Origin of the sequence: Pseudomonas sp. MYb60, assembly GCF_002979555.1 — a bacterium.
GTDB lineage: Bacteria > Pseudomonadota > Gammaproteobacteria > Pseudomonadales > Pseudomonadaceae > Aquipseudomonas.
Genome location: NZ_PCOZ01000016.1, coordinates 11,874 through 27,678, shown reverse-complemented (window position 1 = coordinate 27,678; position 15,805 = coordinate 11,874). Strand labels below are relative to the sequence as shown.

The 15,805-nt window shown below is 61.1% G+C and carries 13 protein-coding genes; 8 read left to right on the top strand and 5 right to left on the bottom strand.

From position 1 onward, the window contains the following. Positions 1 to 43: 43 nt before the first annotated feature. Entirely contained in the window at positions 44 to 1,198 is a 1,155-nt protein-coding gene (algW, locus tag CQ041_RS21390; RefSeq protein ID WP_105524313.1) for a Do family serine endopeptidase AlgW, read from the bottom strand. A gap of 102 nt (positions 1,199 to 1,300) precedes the next feature. On the opposite strand from algW, the gene CQ041_RS21385 reads away from it, so the two are divergent. The 3 genes from CQ041_RS21385 (at position 1,301) to cysN (ending at position 5,134) form a co-directional block, all read left to right on the top strand. After that, positions 1,301 to 2,059, top strand: coding sequence for a Nif3-like dinuclear metal center hexameric protein (locus CQ041_RS21385; protein WP_105524312.1), 759 nt, complete (start codon positions 1,301 to 1,303; stop codon positions 2,057 to 2,059). A gap of 245 nt (positions 2,060 to 2,304) precedes the next feature. After that, positions 2,305 to 3,222: a sulfate adenylyltransferase subunit CysD gene (gene cysD / locus CQ041_RS21375; protein WP_033896984.1), complete on the top strand. Its 918-nt coding sequence runs from the start codon at positions 2,305 to 2,307 to the stop codon at positions 3,220 to 3,222. Between the two features lie 13 nt (positions 3,223 to 3,235). Continuing rightward, positions 3,236 to 5,134, top strand: a complete 1,899-nt coding sequence (cysN, locus tag CQ041_RS21370; protein ID WP_105524310.1) for a sulfate adenylyltransferase subunit CysN — start codon at positions 3,236 to 3,238, stop codon at positions 5,132 to 5,134. 51 nt (positions 5,135 to 5,185) lie between these two features. On the opposite strand, the gene CQ041_RS21365 is transcribed toward cysN, so the two are convergent. From CQ041_RS21365 to CQ041_RS21355, 3 genes are all read right to left on the bottom strand, one after another. Next, positions 5,186 to 6,085 carry an acyltransferase gene (locus CQ041_RS21365; RefSeq protein WP_105524309.1) on the bottom strand — a complete coding sequence of 300 codons (900 nt, stop codon included), beginning with the start codon at positions 6,083 to 6,085 and terminating at the stop codon, positions 5,186 to 5,188. Continuing rightward, complete coding sequence (gene pta, locus CQ041_RS21360) at positions 6,086 to 8,185, bottom strand: phosphate acetyltransferase (protein ID WP_105524308.1); 2,100 nt, start codon at positions 8,183 to 8,185, stop codon at positions 6,086 to 6,088. Between the two features lie 79 nt (positions 8,186 to 8,264). After that, entirely contained in the window at positions 8,265 to 8,555 is a 291-nt protein-coding gene (locus tag CQ041_RS21355) for a DUF3565 domain-containing protein (protein WP_105524307.1), read from the bottom strand. Here CQ041_RS21355 and CQ041_RS21350 point away from each other — a divergent pair. Next, positions 8,554 to 9,039, top strand: a complete 486-nt coding sequence (locus CQ041_RS21350) for a peptidylprolyl isomerase (RefSeq protein ID WP_016976314.1) — start codon at positions 8,554 to 8,556, stop codon at positions 9,037 to 9,039. The genes CQ041_RS21355 and CQ041_RS21350 overlap by 2 nt on opposite strands. A 283-nt stretch (positions 9,040 to 9,322) precedes the next feature. Here CQ041_RS21350 and rpsT read toward each other — a convergent pair whose 3' ends face one another. Next, the gene (gene rpsT / locus CQ041_RS21345; protein WP_016976313.1) at positions 9,323 to 9,601 is read right to left on the bottom strand and encodes a 30S ribosomal protein S20; all 279 of its coding nucleotides are present in this window, start codon (positions 9,599 to 9,601) and stop codon (positions 9,323 to 9,325) included. Between the two features lie 256 nt (positions 9,602 to 9,857). On the opposite strand from rpsT, the gene murJ reads away from it, so the two are divergent. From murJ to lspA, 4 genes are all read left to right on the top strand, one after another. Then, a complete protein-coding gene (gene murJ / locus CQ041_RS21340; protein WP_105524306.1) occupies positions 9,858 to 11,396 on the top strand; it encodes a murein biosynthesis integral membrane protein MurJ in 1,539 nt (512 codons plus the stop codon). A gap of 119 nt (positions 11,397 to 11,515) precedes the next feature. Beyond that, positions 11,516 to 12,454 (top strand): bifunctional riboflavin kinase/FAD synthetase, encoded by a 939-nt coding sequence (ribF, locus tag CQ041_RS21335; protein WP_163002024.1) that lies wholly within the window; start codon positions 11,516 to 11,518, stop codon positions 12,452 to 12,454. Positions 12,455 to 12,468: 14 nt separating this feature from the next. Then, positions 12,469 to 15,300, top strand: coding sequence for an isoleucine--tRNA ligase (gene ileS / locus CQ041_RS21330; RefSeq protein ID WP_105524304.1), 2,832 nt, complete (start codon positions 12,469 to 12,471; stop codon positions 15,298 to 15,300). Beyond that, complete coding sequence (lspA, locus tag CQ041_RS21325; protein ID WP_105524303.1) at positions 15,293 to 15,802, top strand: signal peptidase II; 510 nt, start codon at positions 15,293 to 15,295, stop codon at positions 15,800 to 15,802. Before ileS ends, lspA begins: the two co-directional genes overlap by 8 nt. The last annotated feature ends 3 nt before the right edge of the window (positions 15,803 to 15,805 follow it).

Below are 15,805 nucleotides of genomic sequence, written 5' to 3'. Positions count from 1 at the left end.
TAAACTTACAGGTACCCGCGAGCGAGTACCTGCCTGACAGCGTTTATTCCTCTTCTTTCACCGGTGCCGGCGGTGGACGCAAGCCGATTTCGGCCATCAACTTGATCTCCTTGCCGTTGCGCATCACCTGGATCGCCACCTTGTCGGTGGGTTTGATCCGCGCCACCTGGTTCATCGACTTGCGCCCATCACCTGCGGGCTCGCCGTTGATGCTGAGGATCACGTCCCCCAGTTGCAGGCCGGCTTTCTGTGCCGGGCCGTCGCGGAAAATCCCGGCGACCACGATGCCAGGGCGGCCGGTCAAGCCAAACGACTCGGCCAGTTCCTTGGTCAGCGGCTGCACTTCAATCCCCAGCCAGCCACGGATCACCTGGCCGTGCTCGATGATGGACTTCATCACTTCCATTGCCAGCTTCACCGGGATCGCAAAACCGATGCCCTGGGAGCCGCCGGACTTGGAGAAAATCGCCGTGTTGATACCGGTCAGGTTGCCATTGGCATCCACCAGCGCACCGCCGGAGTTGCCTGGGTTGATCGCCGCATCGGTCTGGATGAAGTCTTCGTAACTGTTGAGGCCCAATTGGTTACGCCCGGTGGCGCTGATGATGCCCATGGTCACCGTCTGGCCCACCCCGAACGGGTTGCCGATGGCCAGCGCCACGTCACCTACCCGCAGCCCGTCGGAACGGCCGAGGGTGATCGCGGGCAGGCTTTTGAGGTCGATCTTGAGCACCGCGAGGTCGGTTTCCGGATCGCTGCCCACTACGCGGGCCAAGGTTTCACGACCGTCGCGCAGGGCCACCACAATCTGGTCGGCGCCGGTGGTCACGTGGTTGTTAGTGAGGATGTAGCCTTCCGGGCTCATGATCACGCCGGAACCCAGGCTCGACTCCATGCGGCGCTGCTTGGGCCCGTTATCACCGAAATAGCGACGGAACTGCGGGTCTTCGAACAACGGGTGCGCCGGTTTATTGATGACCTTGGTGGTGTACAGGTTGACCACCGCCGGGGCGGCAATCACCACCGCGTCTGCATACGTCACCGGGCCTTGCACCACCGCGCTGGTTTGCGGGGCCTGTTGCAAGTTCACGTCCAGGCTCGGCAAGCCCACCAACTGGGGATAACGCTGAATAATCAGCATCGCGATCAGCACGCCAGCCAACAATGGCCATCCAAAAAAACGCAGTGCCTTGAGCATCAAGTAAGTCCTGACAGGTTGCAGGGGGCGGGAGAGCGCCCATAATGTCGCGCATTATACGAGGCTGCGAGCGCCTCTGAACGGGATATTTAGGAGTCTTTTATGGCCGTTGCCCTGAGCACCCTCGTCGAGGAAGCGGACCGCTACCTCGGCAGCGCAAAAATTGCCGATTACTGCCCCAACGGCCTGCAAGTGGAGGGGCGCCCGCAAGTGATGCGCATCGTCAGCGGCGTTACCGCCAGCCAGGCGCTGCTGGACGCTGCCGTCGACGCCCAGGCCGATCTGGTGCTGGTGCACCACGGCTATTTCTGGAAAGGCGAAAACCCCTGCATCACCGGCATGAAGCAGCGTCGCCTCAAGACCCTGCTCAAGCACGACATCAGCCTGTTGGCCTACCACTTGCCGCTGGACCTGCACCCGGATGTGGGCAACAACGTGCAACTCGCCCGCCAGTTGGACATCACCGTCGAAGGCCCGCTGGACCCGAGCAACCCCAAGATCGTCGGCCTGGTCGGCTCCCTCGCCGAGCCGTTGTCGCCGCGCGATTTTGCCCGCCGCGTGCAGGAAGTCATGGGGCGCGAACCGCTGCTGATTGAAGGCAGCGAGATGATCCGCCGCGTTGGCTGGTGCACAGGCGGCGGCCAAGGCTACATCGACCATGGCATTGCCGCCGGAGTCGACCTGTTCCTCAGCGGCGAAGCGTCCGAGCAGACCTTCCACAGTGCGCGGGAAAACGACATCAGCTTCATCGCCGCCGGTCATCACGCCACCGAGCGTTATGGCGTGCAGGCCTTGGGTGATTACCTGGCGCGGCGCTTTGCCCTGGAACACCTGTTCATCGATTGCCCCAACCCGATCTGATTAACAATTGGGTTCAAGTGTGGGAGGGGGATTGCCCCCGATAGCCGGCTTTCAGTCGATACATGTGTCGCTGATACAGCGCGATCGGGGGCAAGCCCCTTCCCACAAAGAGCCAAACTCCGAGGCATATTCATATACCGTTTCGATCTAGCCAGCTCCCTGAATAGAAGCAGGTGCTGTGCTAGCATGCCCCGCTCGAACACGGCCCGCTGGCCGTCCATAAGATCGTTTTTCCGTGAGTAACCATGGTCGACAAACTGACGCATCTGAAACAGCTGGAGGCGGAAAGCATCCACATCATCCGCGAGGTCGCCGCCGAGTTCGATAACCCGGTGATGCTCTACTCGATCGGTAAAGACTCCGCCGTGATGCTGCATCTGGCCCGCAAGGCATTTTTCCCGGGCAAGCTGCCATTCCCGGTAATGCATGTCGACACCCGCTGGAAATTCCAGGAGATGTACACGTTCCGCGACAAGATGGTCGAGGAACTGGGCCTGGACCTGATCACCCACGTCAACCCGGACGGCGTTGCGCAGGGCATCAACCCTTTCACCCACGGCAGTGCCAAGCACACCGACATCATGAAGACCGAAGGCCTCAAGCAGGCCCTGGACAAGCATGGTTTCGACGCAGCCTTTGGCGGTGCCCGTCGCGATGAAGAGAAATCCCGCGCCAAAGAGCGCGTTTACTCGTTCCGCGACAGCAAACACCGCTGGGACCCGAAGAACCAGCGCCCGGAGCTGTGGAACGTCTACAACGGCAACGTCAACAAGGGTGAGTCCATCCGTGTGTTCCCGCTCTCCAACTGGACCGAGCTGGACATCTGGCAGTACATCTACCTGGAAGGCATCCCGATCGTGCCGCTGTACTTCGCCGCCGAACGTGAAGTGATCGAGAAGAACGGCACGTTGATCATGATCGACGACGACCGCATCCTCGAGCACTTGTCCGACGAAGACAAAGCCCGAATCGTCAAAAAGAAAGTACGTTTCCGTACCCTTGGCTGCTACCCGTTGACGGGCGCGGTGGAGTCCGAAGCCGAGACGCTGACGGACATCATTCAGGAAATGCTCCTGACGCGAACTTCCGAGCGCCAGGGCCGGGTCATCGACCACGATGGCGCAGGCTCGATGGAAGACAAAAAACGTCAGGGTTATTTCTAAGGGGCTGTCACCAATGTCGCATCAATCTGATTTGATCAGCGAGGACATCCTCGCCTACCTCGGCCAGCACGAGCGCAAGGAAATGTTGCGCTTCCTGACCTGTGGCAACGTCGACGACGGCAAGAGCACCCTGATCGGGCGCCTGCTGCACGACTCCAAGATGATCTACGAAGATCACCTGGAAGCCATCACCCGCGATTCGAAAAAATCCGGCACCACCGGCGATGACATCGACCTGGCCTTGCTGGTCGACGGCCTGCAGGCGGAGCGTGAGCAGGGCATCACCATCGATGTTGCCTACCGCTACTTCTCCACCGCCAAGCGCAAATTCATCATCGCCGACACCCCCGGCCATGAGCAGTACACCCGCAACATGGCCACCGGTGCATCCACGTGTGACCTGGCGATCATCCTGATCGACGCCCGTTACGGCGTGCAGACCCAGACCCGTCGCCACAGCTTCATCGCCTCGTTGCTGGGCATCAAGCACATCGTGGTGGCCGTCAACAAGATGGACATCAACGGCTTTGACCAAAGCGTATTCGAGCAGATCAAGGCCGATTACCTGAAGTTCGCCGACGGTATCGCCTTCAAGCCGAGCACCCTGGCCTTCGTGCCAATGTCCGCACTCAAGGGCGACAACGTGGTGAACAAGAGCGAGCGTTCGCCCTGGTACACCGGGCAGTCGCTGATGGAAATCCTCGAGACCGTCGAGATCGCCAACGACCGCAACTACACCGACCTGCGTTTCCCGGTGCAGTATGTCAACCGCCCGAACCTGAACTTCCGTGGTTTCGCCGGCACCCTGGCCAGCGGCATCGTGCACAAGGGCGACGAAGTCGTGGTGCTGCCGTCGGGCAAGAGCAGCCGCGTCAAATCCATCGTCACCTTCGAGGGTGAACTGGAGCACGCCGGCCCAGGCCAGGCCGTGACCCTGACCATGGAAGACGAGATCGATATCTCCCGTGGCGACCTGCTGGTTCACGCCGACAACGTGCCGCAAGTGACTGACGCCTTCGACGCCATGCTGGTGTGGATGGCTGAAGAACCGATGCTGCCGGGCAAGAAGTACGACATCAAGCGCGCCACCAGCTACGTGCCGGGCTCCATCACCAGCATCGTGCACCGTGTGGACGTGAACACCCTGGCCGAAGGCCCGGCGAGTTCGCTGCAACTGAACGAGATTGGTCGGGTCAAGGTCAGCCTCGACGCCGCCATCGCGCTGGACGGTTACGACAGCAACCGCACCACCGGTGCGTTCATCGTCATCGACCGGTTGACCAATGGTACCGTGGCCGCAGGCATGATCATCGCGCCGCCGGTGACCCACGGCAGTTCGGCGCAGCACGGCAAGCTGGCTCACGTGGCCACTGAAGAGCGTGCCCAGCGTTTCGGCCAGCAGCCGGCCACCGTGCTGTTCAGCGGTCTGTCGGGCGCTGGCAAGAGCACCTTGGCCTACGCGGTTGAGCGCAAGCTGTTCGACATGGGCCGTGCGGTGTTTGTACTGGATGGCCAGAACCTGCGTCATGACCTGAACAAGGGCTTGCCCCAGGACCGTGCCGGGCGCACCGAGAACTGGCGTCGTGCTGCTCACGTGGCGCGTCAGTTCAACGAGGCGGGCCTGCTGACCCTGGCGGCGTTCGTCGCCCCGGACGCCGAAGGCCGTGAACAGGCCAAGGCGCTGATCGGCAGCGATCGTCTGCTGACGGTCTACGTGCAGGCTTCGCCGCTGGTGTGCGCCGAGCGTGACCCGCAAGGCCTGTACGCTGCCGGTGGGGATAACATCCCTGGCGAATCCTTCCCATACGACGTGCCGTTGAATGCCGATCTGGTGATCGACACCCAGGCGCTGTCACTGGAAGAAAGCGTCAAGCAAGTGCTGGAACTGTTGCGTCAGCGCGGCGCGATCTAAAGCCCGTAGCAATCAAATGTGGGAGGGGGCCTGCCCCCTCCCACATTTCGATCATCGTTTGACCGGGAAATCGTTGTGCAACTGCTCTAGCAGCGCATCCTTGTCTTCCCACAACTGGTTGATCCAGCCCTGGAACGCCGTCCGATACTCCCCATCCTGCTCATAATTCTTGCCAATGAACGCGGCCGGGATCTGCACCTCTTCAAACTGCACCACCACGTCCTGCACATTCCCGCACAACAAATCCCAGTACCCAGGCCGCCCGGCAGGGTAGTGGATGGTCACGTTCACCAGTGACTTCAATTGCTCGCCCATGGCGTCCAGCACAAACGCAATCCCACCGGCCTTAGGCCTGAGCAAGTAGCGAAACGGCGACTTCTGCTGTGCGTGTTTGCCGGGGGTAAACCGCGTGCCTTCGGCAAAGTTGAAAATGCCTACCGGATTGTCGCGAAACTTCGCACAGGTCTTGCGGGTGGTTTCCAGGTCCTTGCCTTTCTTCTCCGGGTGCTTTTCCAGGTACGCCTTGGTGTAGCGCTTCATGAACGGAAAGCCCAGGGCCCACCACGCCAGGCCAATCACCGGTACCCAGATCAGCTCTTGCTTGAGGAAGAATTTCAGCGGGCGAATCCGGCGGTTGAGTACGTATTGCAGCACCATGATGTCGACCCAGCTCTGATGGTTGCTGGTCACCAGGTACGAGTGTTGATAATCCAGCCCTTCAAGCCCGGTGATATGCCAGCGCGTGCGGCGCACCAGGTTCATCCAGCCCTTGTTGTTGGTCACCCAGGCTTCGTGGGTGTGGTTCATCAGCCATTCACTGAAGCGCTTGGCGAACGGCAGTGCCTTGAACAGCGCGACGACGAACAGGAACGAACACAGCAGGATCGTGTTGAGCGCCAGCAACAGCGACGCGATGACCCCGCGCACGGCGGCAGGTAGAAAATCCAGCATTTAAATATCCATTGGTCGGTTGGCGGCTTGGATCGCGGTGAGTGCGATGGTGTACACGATGTCGTCCACCTGGGCACCGCGCGGCAGGTCGTTGACCGGTTTGCGCAGGCCTTGGAGCATCGGGCCCAGGCTCACGCAGTCGGCGCTGCGTTGCACGGCCTTGTGGGTGGTGTTGCCGGTGTTCAGGTCGGGGAACACGAACACCGTGGCCTTGCCGGCGACCTGGCTGTCGGGCGCCAACTGGCGGGCCACGGTTTCGTTGGCGGCGGCGTCATATTGCAACGGGCCGTCGATCAGCAGCGAGCTTTGCTGCTCGTGGGCGAGCAGGGTGGCTTCGCGGACTTTCTCGACTTCCTCGCCGCTGGCCGAATCGCCACTGGAATAGCTGATCATCGCCACACGCGGGATGATGCCGAACGCCGCGGCAGAGTCGGCGCTTTGCAGGGCAATCTCTGCCAGTTCGGCGGCGCTCGGGTGCGGGTTCATCACGCAGTCGCCGTACACCAGCACCTGTTCGGGGAACAGCATGAAGAATACCGACGACACCAGGGTGCAGCCCGGCGCGGTCTTGATCAGTTGCAGGGCTGGGCGGATGGTATTGGCGGTGGAATGGATCACCCCGGAAACCAGGCCGTCCACTTCATCCAGCGCCAGCATCATGGTGGCGATCACCACGGTGTCTTCCAGTTGCTGCTCGGCCATGGGCGCGTTGAGGCTCTTGCTCTTGCGCAGGGCCACCATGGGTTCGACGTAGCGTTGGCGAATCAGGTCCGGGTCGAGAATCTCCAGGCCTTCCGGCAATTCGATGCCTTGGGCGCGCGCCACGGCTTCTACATCCGCCGGTTTGGCCAGCAGCACGCAACGGGCGATGCCACGGGCCTGGCAGATCGCGGCGGCCTGCACGGTGAGCGGCTCGCTGCCTTCGGGCAGCACGATGCGCTTGTTGGCGGCCTGCGCGCGCTGGATCAACTGGTAGCGGAACACCGCCGGCGACAGGCGCATCTCCCGAGGCGTGCCGCAGCGCTGGTGCAGCCAGCGTGCGTCCAGGTGGCTGGCGACGAAGTCGGTGATGATCTCCGCGCGCTCGCGGTCATCGATGGGGATTTCTTTATTGAGGCTGTTGAGCAGGTTGGCGGTGTCGTACGAGCCGGTGCTCACCGACAATACCGGCAACCCGGCCTGGAACGCGCCACGGCACAGATCCATGATGCGCGGGTCGGGCAGGGTGTCGCTGGTCAGCAGCAGGCCGGCCAGCGGCACACCGTTGATCGCGGCGAGGCTGACGGCGAGGATGATGTCGTCGCGGTCGCCCGGGGTCACCACCAGCACGCCGGGCTTGAGCAGCTCAACGGTGTTGCGCATGGTGCGGGCGCAAATAATGATGTTGCTCATGCGCCGGGTTTCGTAGTCGCCGGCATTGAGAATTTGCGCGCCCATCAGGTCGGCCACGTCACGGGTGCGCGGGGCGTTGAGTTCGGGGCGGTAGGGGATGCAGCCGAGCAGGCGGAAGTCACCACTGCGCAACAGGGGCGAATGTTCCTTGAGGCGTGCGGCGAAGGCTTCCATGCTTTCGTCAGTGCGCACCTTGTTGAGGATCACGCCGAGGACTTTCGGGTCTTTCGGGCCGCCGAACAACTGGGCCTGCAATTCCACGCGGCCAGAGAGTTCGGTGAGCACTTCGTTTTCCGGGGCCGAGACCAGGATCACTTCAGCATCCAGGCTCTTGGCCAGATGCAGGTTGACCCGTGCCGCATAGCTGGCGTTGCGGGTCGGCACCATGCCCTCGACGATCAGCACGTCCTTGCCCACGGCGGCCTGCTGGTACAGCGTGATGATTTCTTCCAGCAACTCGTCGAGCTGGCCGTCGCCGAGCATGCGCTCCACATGGGCAAGGCCCAGCGGTTGTGGCGGCTTGAGGCCATGGGTGCGCGCCACCAGTTCGGTGGATCGCTCGGGGCCGGTGTCGCCCGGGTGCGGCTGGGCAATCGGCTTGAAAAAACCGACTTTCAGCCCGGCCCGTTCAAGGGTACGCACCAGCCCAAGGCTGATGGAGGTCAGACCCACACCAAAATCGGTGGGCGCGATAAAAAAAGTCTGCATGCGGATTCTCTGGAGGTGCATGGCTTGGGCGGCGCTCTATGGCTGAGCGTCTACCGCGAATCAGGTACCAAGGTTATCGTTATTCGTGGTCTTGCGCACACCAGCCGCAGGCAAAGGGCTGGCCTATTTTTTCCAGGCGCTGTGCGGGGTCCAGTACCCAGGCGCGGGACTGCCAGGGTGGCTGGTGGCGCAGGTGCTGGGTGTGGCCGCAGGACAGCTCGGCGACCCAGTGCTGGTCATCGTCCTGGTGGAAACCGGTGACCGTCGAGTCGCGTGTGCGACCCCGTCTGTCCGGGTTGTGTTCGCTTTCGGGCAAATCCTTGTTTAGACTTGTCCGTTCTTCATTCTTATGCAAAAGGTCTCGCCCCATGACGATCGCCGCTAACAAGGCTGTCTCCATCGACTATACCCTGACCAACGACGCTGGTGAGGTCATCGACAGCTCCGCCGGCGGCGCGCCGCTGGTCTACCTGCAAGGCGCAGGCAACATTATCCCGGGCCTGGAAAAGGCGCTGGAAGGCAAGAACGTCGGTGACGAACTGACGGTCGCCGTAGAACCTGAAGATGCTTACGGCGAGTACTCGGCCGAACTGGTCAGCACCCTGAGCCGCAGCATGTTCGAAGGCGTTGACGAGCTGGAAGTGGGCATGCAGTTCCACGCTTCCGCGCCGGACGGCCAAATGCAGATCGTCACCATCCGTGACCTGGACGGCGACGACGTCACCGTTGACGGCAACCACCCACTGGCTGGCCAGCGCCTGAACTTCCAAGTGAAGATCGTTGCCATCCGCGACGCTTCCCAGGAAGAAGTGGCTCACGGCCACGTTCACGGTGAAGGCGGTCACCAGCACTGATTGATGCACTGATCAGTTGCTAGCAAAAACGCCCCGACTGGTTCGGGGCGTTTTTTTGTGCCCAGAGAATGCATACAGTCTAAATGTGGGAGGGGGCTTGCCCCGGATTGCAGTGTGTCAGTTAGAGTATTTCTCACTGATCCACCCATCGGGGGCAAGCCCCCTCCCACATTTTGATCTGCGTACTCCGAATATTAGACACAAACAAAAATGCCCCGGACCTTTCGGTACGGGGCATTTTTTAACTGTTTCGCAGCCTGGGCTGCTCGGCAGTTGTTACCACTTAGGCTGCAGCAGCGACGCTCAGAGCCTTGATGTGGCCATTCAGACGGCTCTTATGACGAGCGGCCTTGTTCTTGTGGATGATGCCTTTATCGGCCATACGGTCGATAACAGGCACAGCCAGAACGTAAGCTGCTTGAGCTTTTTCAGCGTCTTTGGTGTCGATGGCTTTAACTACATTCTTGATGTAGGTACGAACCATGGAACGCAGGCTGGCGTTGTGGCTGCGACGCTTCTCAGCCTGTTTTGCACGTTTTTTGGCGGAAGGTGTGTTGGCCACCGTCGAGCTCCTCGAAAGACTTTTTAGGAAATAGCAAACAAAATAGGCCGCGAATCATGCCGATGACTTGATGGGTTGTCAAGGGCGGCTGATGCGAACTGCTGAGTGGTCGATCTGAAGAGGCGGGTGATTTATTTCCGGCGCTTGACCTGTAAACTCGCGAGCTTTGGCTCTGTGCTGTTTTGCAGGCGCGCAGTATCGCATAAGTAGGCGCGTTGTTCGCCTGCTGTTTATCTAATAGGCGCAAACTCTTTCAATGAACCTCCTCAAATCGTTGGCCGCCGTCAGCTCTATCACCATGATCTCCCGGGTTTTAGGGTTCGTGCGCGACACCCTGCTGGCGCGTATTTTTGGCGCCAGCATGGCCACGGATGCCTTCTTTATAGCCTTCAAACTGCCCAATCTGCTGCGGCGGATCTTCGCCGAAGGCGCATTTTCCCAGGCGTTCGTGCCGATCCTGGCCGAATACAAGACTCAGCAGGGCGAAGAAGCCACCCGCACCTTTATTGCCTACGTCTCGGGTCTGTTGACCCTTGTTTTGATGCTGGTGACCGTCCTTGGCATGCTCGCCGCGCCCTGGGTGATCTGGGCGACTGCCCCTGGCTTTGCCAATACCCCGGAAAAGTTTGCGCTGACCACCGACCTGCTGCGGGTAACCTTTCCTTATATATTGCTGATCTCCCTCTCATCCCTGGCCGGCGCGATCCTCAATACCTGGAACCGCTTCTCGGTGCCGGCCTTCGTGCCGACCCTGTTGAACGTCAGCATGATTATCTTCGCGCTGTTCCTCACCCCGTACTTCGACCCACCGGTGATGGCGCTGGGCTGGGCCGTTCTGGCCGGCGGGCTGGCGCAGTTGCTCTACCAACTGCCGCACCTGAAAAAGATCGGCATGCTCGTGCTGCCGCGCCTGAACCTCAAGGACACCGGGGTCTGGCGGGTAATGCGCAATATGTTGCCGGCGATCCTCGGCGTCTCCGTCAGCCAGATTTCCCTGATCATCAACACCGCGTTCGCGTCATTGCTGGTCTCCGGCTCGGTGTCGTGGATGTACTACGCGGACCGTTTGATGGAATTGCCGTCCGGCGTACTCGGCGTGGCCCTCGGCACGATCCTGCTGCCAACGCTGTCGCGCACCTACGCCAGCAAGGACCGCCAGGAATACTCGCGCATCCTCGATTGGGGCCTGCGCCTGTGCTTTGTGCTGGTGCTGCCGTGTGCGCTGGCCCTGGGCATCCTGGCCGAGCCATTGACCGTGGCGCTGTTCCAATACGGCCAGTTCAGCGCGTTTGACGCCTCGATGACCCAGCGCGCGCTGATTGCCTATTCAGTGGGCCTGCTCGGCATTATCGTGATCAAAGTGCTGGCACCAGGCTTCTATGCGCAGCAAAACATCCGTACACCAGTGAAAATCGCTATCTTCACGCTGATCGTCACCCAACTCCTCAACCTGGTGTTCATCGGCCCCTTGGCTCACGCCGGTTTGGCCCTGGCAATCAGTGCGGGCGCGTGTATCAACGCCGGCCTGCTGTTTTATCAATTGCGCAAGCAGCAGATGTTCCAGCCGCAGGCAGGCTGGGGGCTGTTCGCACTGAAGTTGCTGGTGGCGGTGGCAATGATGTCCGCCGTATTGCTGGGCCTGATGCACTTCATGCCGGCCTGGGACCAGGGCAACATGCTGGAGCGCTTCCTGCGCCTGGGCGTGTTGGTGGTGGCTGGCGTGGTGGTGTACTTCGGGATGTTGCTGCTACAGGGCTTCCGCCTGCGGGATTTCAATCGCAAGTCGCTGGGTTAGCGAGATTCCAGCGATAAAACCGTTGTTTTATCGATTCGATCCATTTGGCCTGTTCTGTTGCCTGTCGTCCGGGGCCGGGTGTGGTTATAATCGACCACTTTATGAGCAAGAAGCGCGTTATGCAGCTGGTTCGAGGTCTCCACAACCTGCGCCCCGAGCATCGGGGCTGCGTCGCCACTATTGGCAACTTTGACGGTGTTCACCGTGGCCACCAGGCTATCCTGGCCCGGCTGCGCGAGCGTGCGGTCGAGTTGGGCGTGCCCAGCTGCGTGGTGATTTTCGAGCCACAGCCGCGGGAGTACTTTACGCCCGAGACCGCGCCGGCCCGGCTGGCCCGCTTGCGGGACAAGCTGCAGCTGCTGGCGGAAGAGGGCGTGGACCGTGTCCTCTGCCTGGCCTTCAACCAGCGGTTGCAAAGCCTCAGCGCCGCCGAGTTCGTCGACCGTATCCTGGTCGATGGCTTGGGCGTGCAGCATTTGGAGGTCGGTGACGACTTCCGGTTTGGTTGCGACCGCGTCGGGGATTTCGATTTCCTGCAACAGGCCGGCGTCAACCAGGGGTTTACCGTCGAAGCCGCGCAAACCGTCGAACTGGACGGCCTGCGCGTGAGCAGTACCCAGGTGCGTAACGCCCTGGCCGCTGCCGACTTCGCCTTGGCCGAGCGTTTGCTCGGTCGCCCGTTCCGCATTGCCGGGCGGGTCCTGCACGGCCAGAAGCTGGCGCGCCAACTGGGCACGCCAACCGCCAACGTGCAACTCAAGCGCCGTCGTGTGCCGCTGACCGGGGTCTACCTGGTCAGCGTCGACATCGATGGCCAACCGTGGCCGGGAGTCGCCAACATAGGCGTCAGGCCCACGGTTGCAGGTGATGGCAAGGCCCACCTGGAAGTTCACCTTTTGGATTTTGCCGGTGATCTGTATGACCGGCGTTTGACGGTGGTTTTCCACCAGAAGCTGCGTGAAGAGCAGCGTTTCGCCTCCCTCGAGGCGTTGAAAACGGCGATCAATGCGGATGTCGCCGCCGCCCGTGCACTAGCCGCACCTAGCGCCCATCGCTAACCGAAGAGCCTTAAATGACCGACTATAAAGCCACGCTAAACCTTCCGGACACCGCCTTCCCAATGAAGGCCGGCCTGCCACAGCGCGAACCGCAGATTCTGCAGCGCTGGGACAGTATTGGCCTGTACGGAAAGTTGCGCGAAATTGGCAAGGATCGTCCGAAATTCGTCCTGCACGACGGCCCTCCTTATGCCAACGGCACGATTCACATCGGTCATGCGCTGAACAAGATCCTCAAGGACATGATCCTGCGCTCGAAGACCCTGTCGGGCTTCGACGCGCCATACGTGCCGGGTTGGGACTGCCACGGCCTGCCGATCGAACATAAAGTCGAAGTGACCTACGGCAAGAACCTGGGCGCGGATAAAACCCGCGAACTGTGCCGTGCCTACGCCACCGAGCAGATCGAAGGGCAGAAGTCCGAGTTCATCCGCCTGGGCGTGCTCGGCGAGTGGGACAATCCGTACAAGACCATGAACTTCAAGAACGAGGCCGGTGAAATCCGTGCCTTGGCCGAAATCGTCAAGGGCGGTTTCGTGTTCAAGGGCCTCAAGCCCGTGAACTGGTGCTTTGACTGCGGTTCGGCCCTGGCTGAAGCGGAAGTCGAGTACGAAGACAAGAAGTCCTCGACCATCGACGTGGCTTTCCCGATCGCCGACGACGCCAAGCTGGCCGAGGCCTTTGGCCTGGCATCGCTGGCCAAGCCTGCCGCCATCGTGATCTGGACCACCACCCCGTGGACCATCCCGGCCAACCAGGCGCTGAACGTGCACCCGGAGTTCACCTACGCTCTGGTAGACGTCGGCGACCGCCTGCTGGTGCTGGCTGAAGAGATGGTTGAAGCCTGCCTGGCCCGTTATGAGCTGCAAGGTTCGGTCATCGCGACTACCACCGGTAGCGCGCTGGAATTGATCAACTTCCGTCACCCGTTTTATGACCGTCTGTCGCCGGTGTACCTGGCTGACTACGTCGAGCTGGGCTCGGGTACCGGCATCGTTCACTGCTCGCCTGCCTACGGCGTAGACGACTTTGTCATCTGCAAAAAGTACGGCCTGGTCAACGATGACATCATCAATCCAGTGCAGAGCAACGGCGTCTACGTGCCGTCGCTGGAATTCTTCGGTGGCCAGTTCATTTTCAAGGCCGACCAGCCGATCATCGAAAAGCTGCGTGAAGTCGGTGCGTTGATGCAAACCGCCGCCATCCAGCACAGCTACATGCACTGCTGGCGCCACAAGACCCCGCTGATCTACCGCGCCACCGCGCAGTGGTTCATCGGCATGGACAAAGAGCCAACCCGTGGCGACACCCTGCGCAACCGCGCGATCAAAGCCATCGAAGACACCAAGTTCGTCCCGGCCTGGGGCCAGGCGCGCTTGCACTCGATGATCGCCAACCGCCCGGACTGGTGCATCTCCCGCCAGCGTAACTGGGGCGTGCCGATCCCGTTCTTCCTGAACAAGGAAAGCGGCGAGCTGCACCCACGTACCGTCGAACTGATGGAAGAAGTGGCCCTGCGCGTTGAGCAGGAAGGCATCGAGGCCTGGTTCAAGCTGGACGCCGCCGAACTGCTCGGCGATGAGGCGCCGCAGTACGACAAGATCAGCGACACCCTCGACGTGTGGTTCGACTCGGGCACCACCCACTGGCACGTCCTGCGCGGCTCGCACCCGATGGGCCATGAGACCGGCCCGCGTGCCGACCTGTACCTTGAAGGTTCGGACCAACACCGTGGCTGGTTCCACTCGTCCCTGCTGACCGGTTGCGCCATCGATGACCACGCGCCGTACCGCGAACTGCTGACCCACGGCTTTACCGTCGATGAGACGGGCCGCAAGATGTCCAAGTCGCTGAAAAACGTGATCGAGCCGAAAAAGATCAATGACACCCTGGGCGCCGACATCATGCGTCTGTGGGTCGCGTCGACCGACTATTCGGGTGAAATCGCCGTCTCGGACCAGATCCTGGCCCGCAGCGCCGATGCCTACCGCCGTATCCGCAATACCGCACGCTTCCTGCTGTCGAACCTGACCGGTTTCAACCCGGCCACCGACATCCTGCCAGCCGAGGACATGCTTGCCCTCGACCGCTGGGCCGTGGACCGGACCCTGTTGCTGCAACGCGAGTTGCAGGAAAACTACGGTGAGTACCGCTTCTGGAACGTGTACTCGAAGATCCACAACTTCTGCGTGCAGGAGCTGGGTGGTTTCTACCTCGACATCATCAAGGACCGCCAGTACACCACCGGCGCCAACAGCAAGGCACGCCGTTCGGCGCAGACCGCGCTGTACCACATCTCCGAAGCGCTGGTGCGCTGGATCGCTCCGATCCTGGCGTTCACCGCCGACGAACTGTGGGAATACCTGCCGGGCGAGCGCAACGAGTCGGTGATGCTCAACACCTGGTACGAAAACCTGGCCGAACTGCCGGCCGACTTCGAACTGGGCCGCGAGTACTGGGAAGGCGTGATGGCCGTCAAGGTAGCGGTGAACAAGGAGCTGGAAGTGCAGCGGGCGGCCAAGGCCGTCGGTGGCAACCTGCAAGCCGAAGTCACCCTGTTTGCCGAGGAAGGCCTGACCGCCGACCTGGCCAAGCTGAGCAACGAACTGCGTTTCGTGCTGATCACCTCCACCGCGAGCCTGGCACCGTTTGCCCAGGCCCCGGCGGACGCCGTTGCCACCGAAGTACCGGGCTTGAAGCTCAAAGTGGTCAAGTCGGCCTTCCCCAAGTGCGCCCGTTGCTGGCACTGCCGTGAAGATGTTGGCGTGAACCCTGAGCATCCGGAAATCTGTGGTCGTTGCGTCGACAACATCAGCGGTGCCGGTGAGGTTCGCCACTATGCCTAATGCCGGCCGTTTCGGACGTCTGGGCTGGCTCGTGCTGAGTGTGCTGGTCCTGGTCATCGACCAGGTCAGCAAGGCTCATTTCGAAGGCTCCTTGCAGATGTTCCAGCAGATCGTGGTAATCCCGGATTACTTCAGCTGGACCCTGGCTTATAACACCGGCGCCGCTTTCAGCTTTTTGGCTGATGGCGGTGGCTGGCAGCGCTGGCTGTTCGCCCTGATCGCCGTGGTGGTCAGTGCGGTGCTGGTGGTGTGGCTCAAGCGCCTTGGCCGCGATGACACCTGGTTGGCTGTCGCCCTCGCCCTGGTACTGGGCGGCGCGCTGGGCAACCTGTACGACCGCATTGCCTTGGGCCATGTGATCGATTTCATTCTGGTGCATTGGCAGAACCGCTGGTATTTCCCGGCGTTCAACTTTGCCGACAGCGCCATCACCATCGGTGCAATCATGCTGGCGCTGGATATGTTCAAGAGCAAGAAAACCGGAGAGACCGTCAATGACTGATCA

Coding starts and splice junctions, on each gene's coding strand:
- CQ041_RS21350 (WP_016976314.1), top strand. CDS start 8,554: ATGACGATCGCCGCTAACAAGGCTGTCTCCATCGACTATACCCTGACC.
- cysD (WP_033896984.1), top strand. CDS start 2,305: ATGGTCGACAAACTGACGCATCTGAAACAGCTGGAGGCGGAAAGCATC.
- pta (WP_105524308.1), bottom strand. CDS start 8,185: ATGCAGACTTTTTTTATCGCGCCCACCGATTTTGGTGTGGGTCTGACC.
- ileS (WP_105524304.1), top strand. CDS start 12,469: ATGACCGACTATAAAGCCACGCTAAACCTTCCGGACACCGCCTTCCCA.
- CQ041_RS21385 (WP_105524312.1), top strand. CDS start 1,301: ATGGCCGTTGCCCTGAGCACCCTCGTCGAGGAAGCGGACCGCTACCTC.
- algW (WP_105524313.1), bottom strand. CDS start 1,198: ATGCTCAAGGCACTGCGTTTTTTTGGATGGCCATTGTTGGCTGGCGTG.
- murJ (WP_105524306.1), top strand. CDS start 9,858: ATGAACCTCCTCAAATCGTTGGCCGCCGTCAGCTCTATCACCATGATC.
- ribF (WP_163002024.1), top strand. CDS start 11,516: ATGCAGCTGGTTCGAGGTCTCCACAACCTGCGCCCCGAGCATCGGGGC.
- CQ041_RS21355 (WP_105524307.1), bottom strand. CDS start 8,555: ATGGGGCGAGACCTTTTGCATAAGAATGAAGAACGGACAAGTCTAAAC.
- lspA (WP_105524303.1), top strand. CDS start 15,293: ATGCCTAATGCCGGCCGTTTCGGACGTCTGGGCTGGCTCGTGCTGAGT.
- CQ041_RS21365 (WP_105524309.1), bottom strand. CDS start 6,085: ATGCTGGATTTTCTACCTGCCGCCGTGCGCGGGGTCATCGCGTCGCTG.
- cysN (WP_105524310.1), top strand. CDS start 3,236: ATGTCGCATCAATCTGATTTGATCAGCGAGGACATCCTCGCCTACCTC.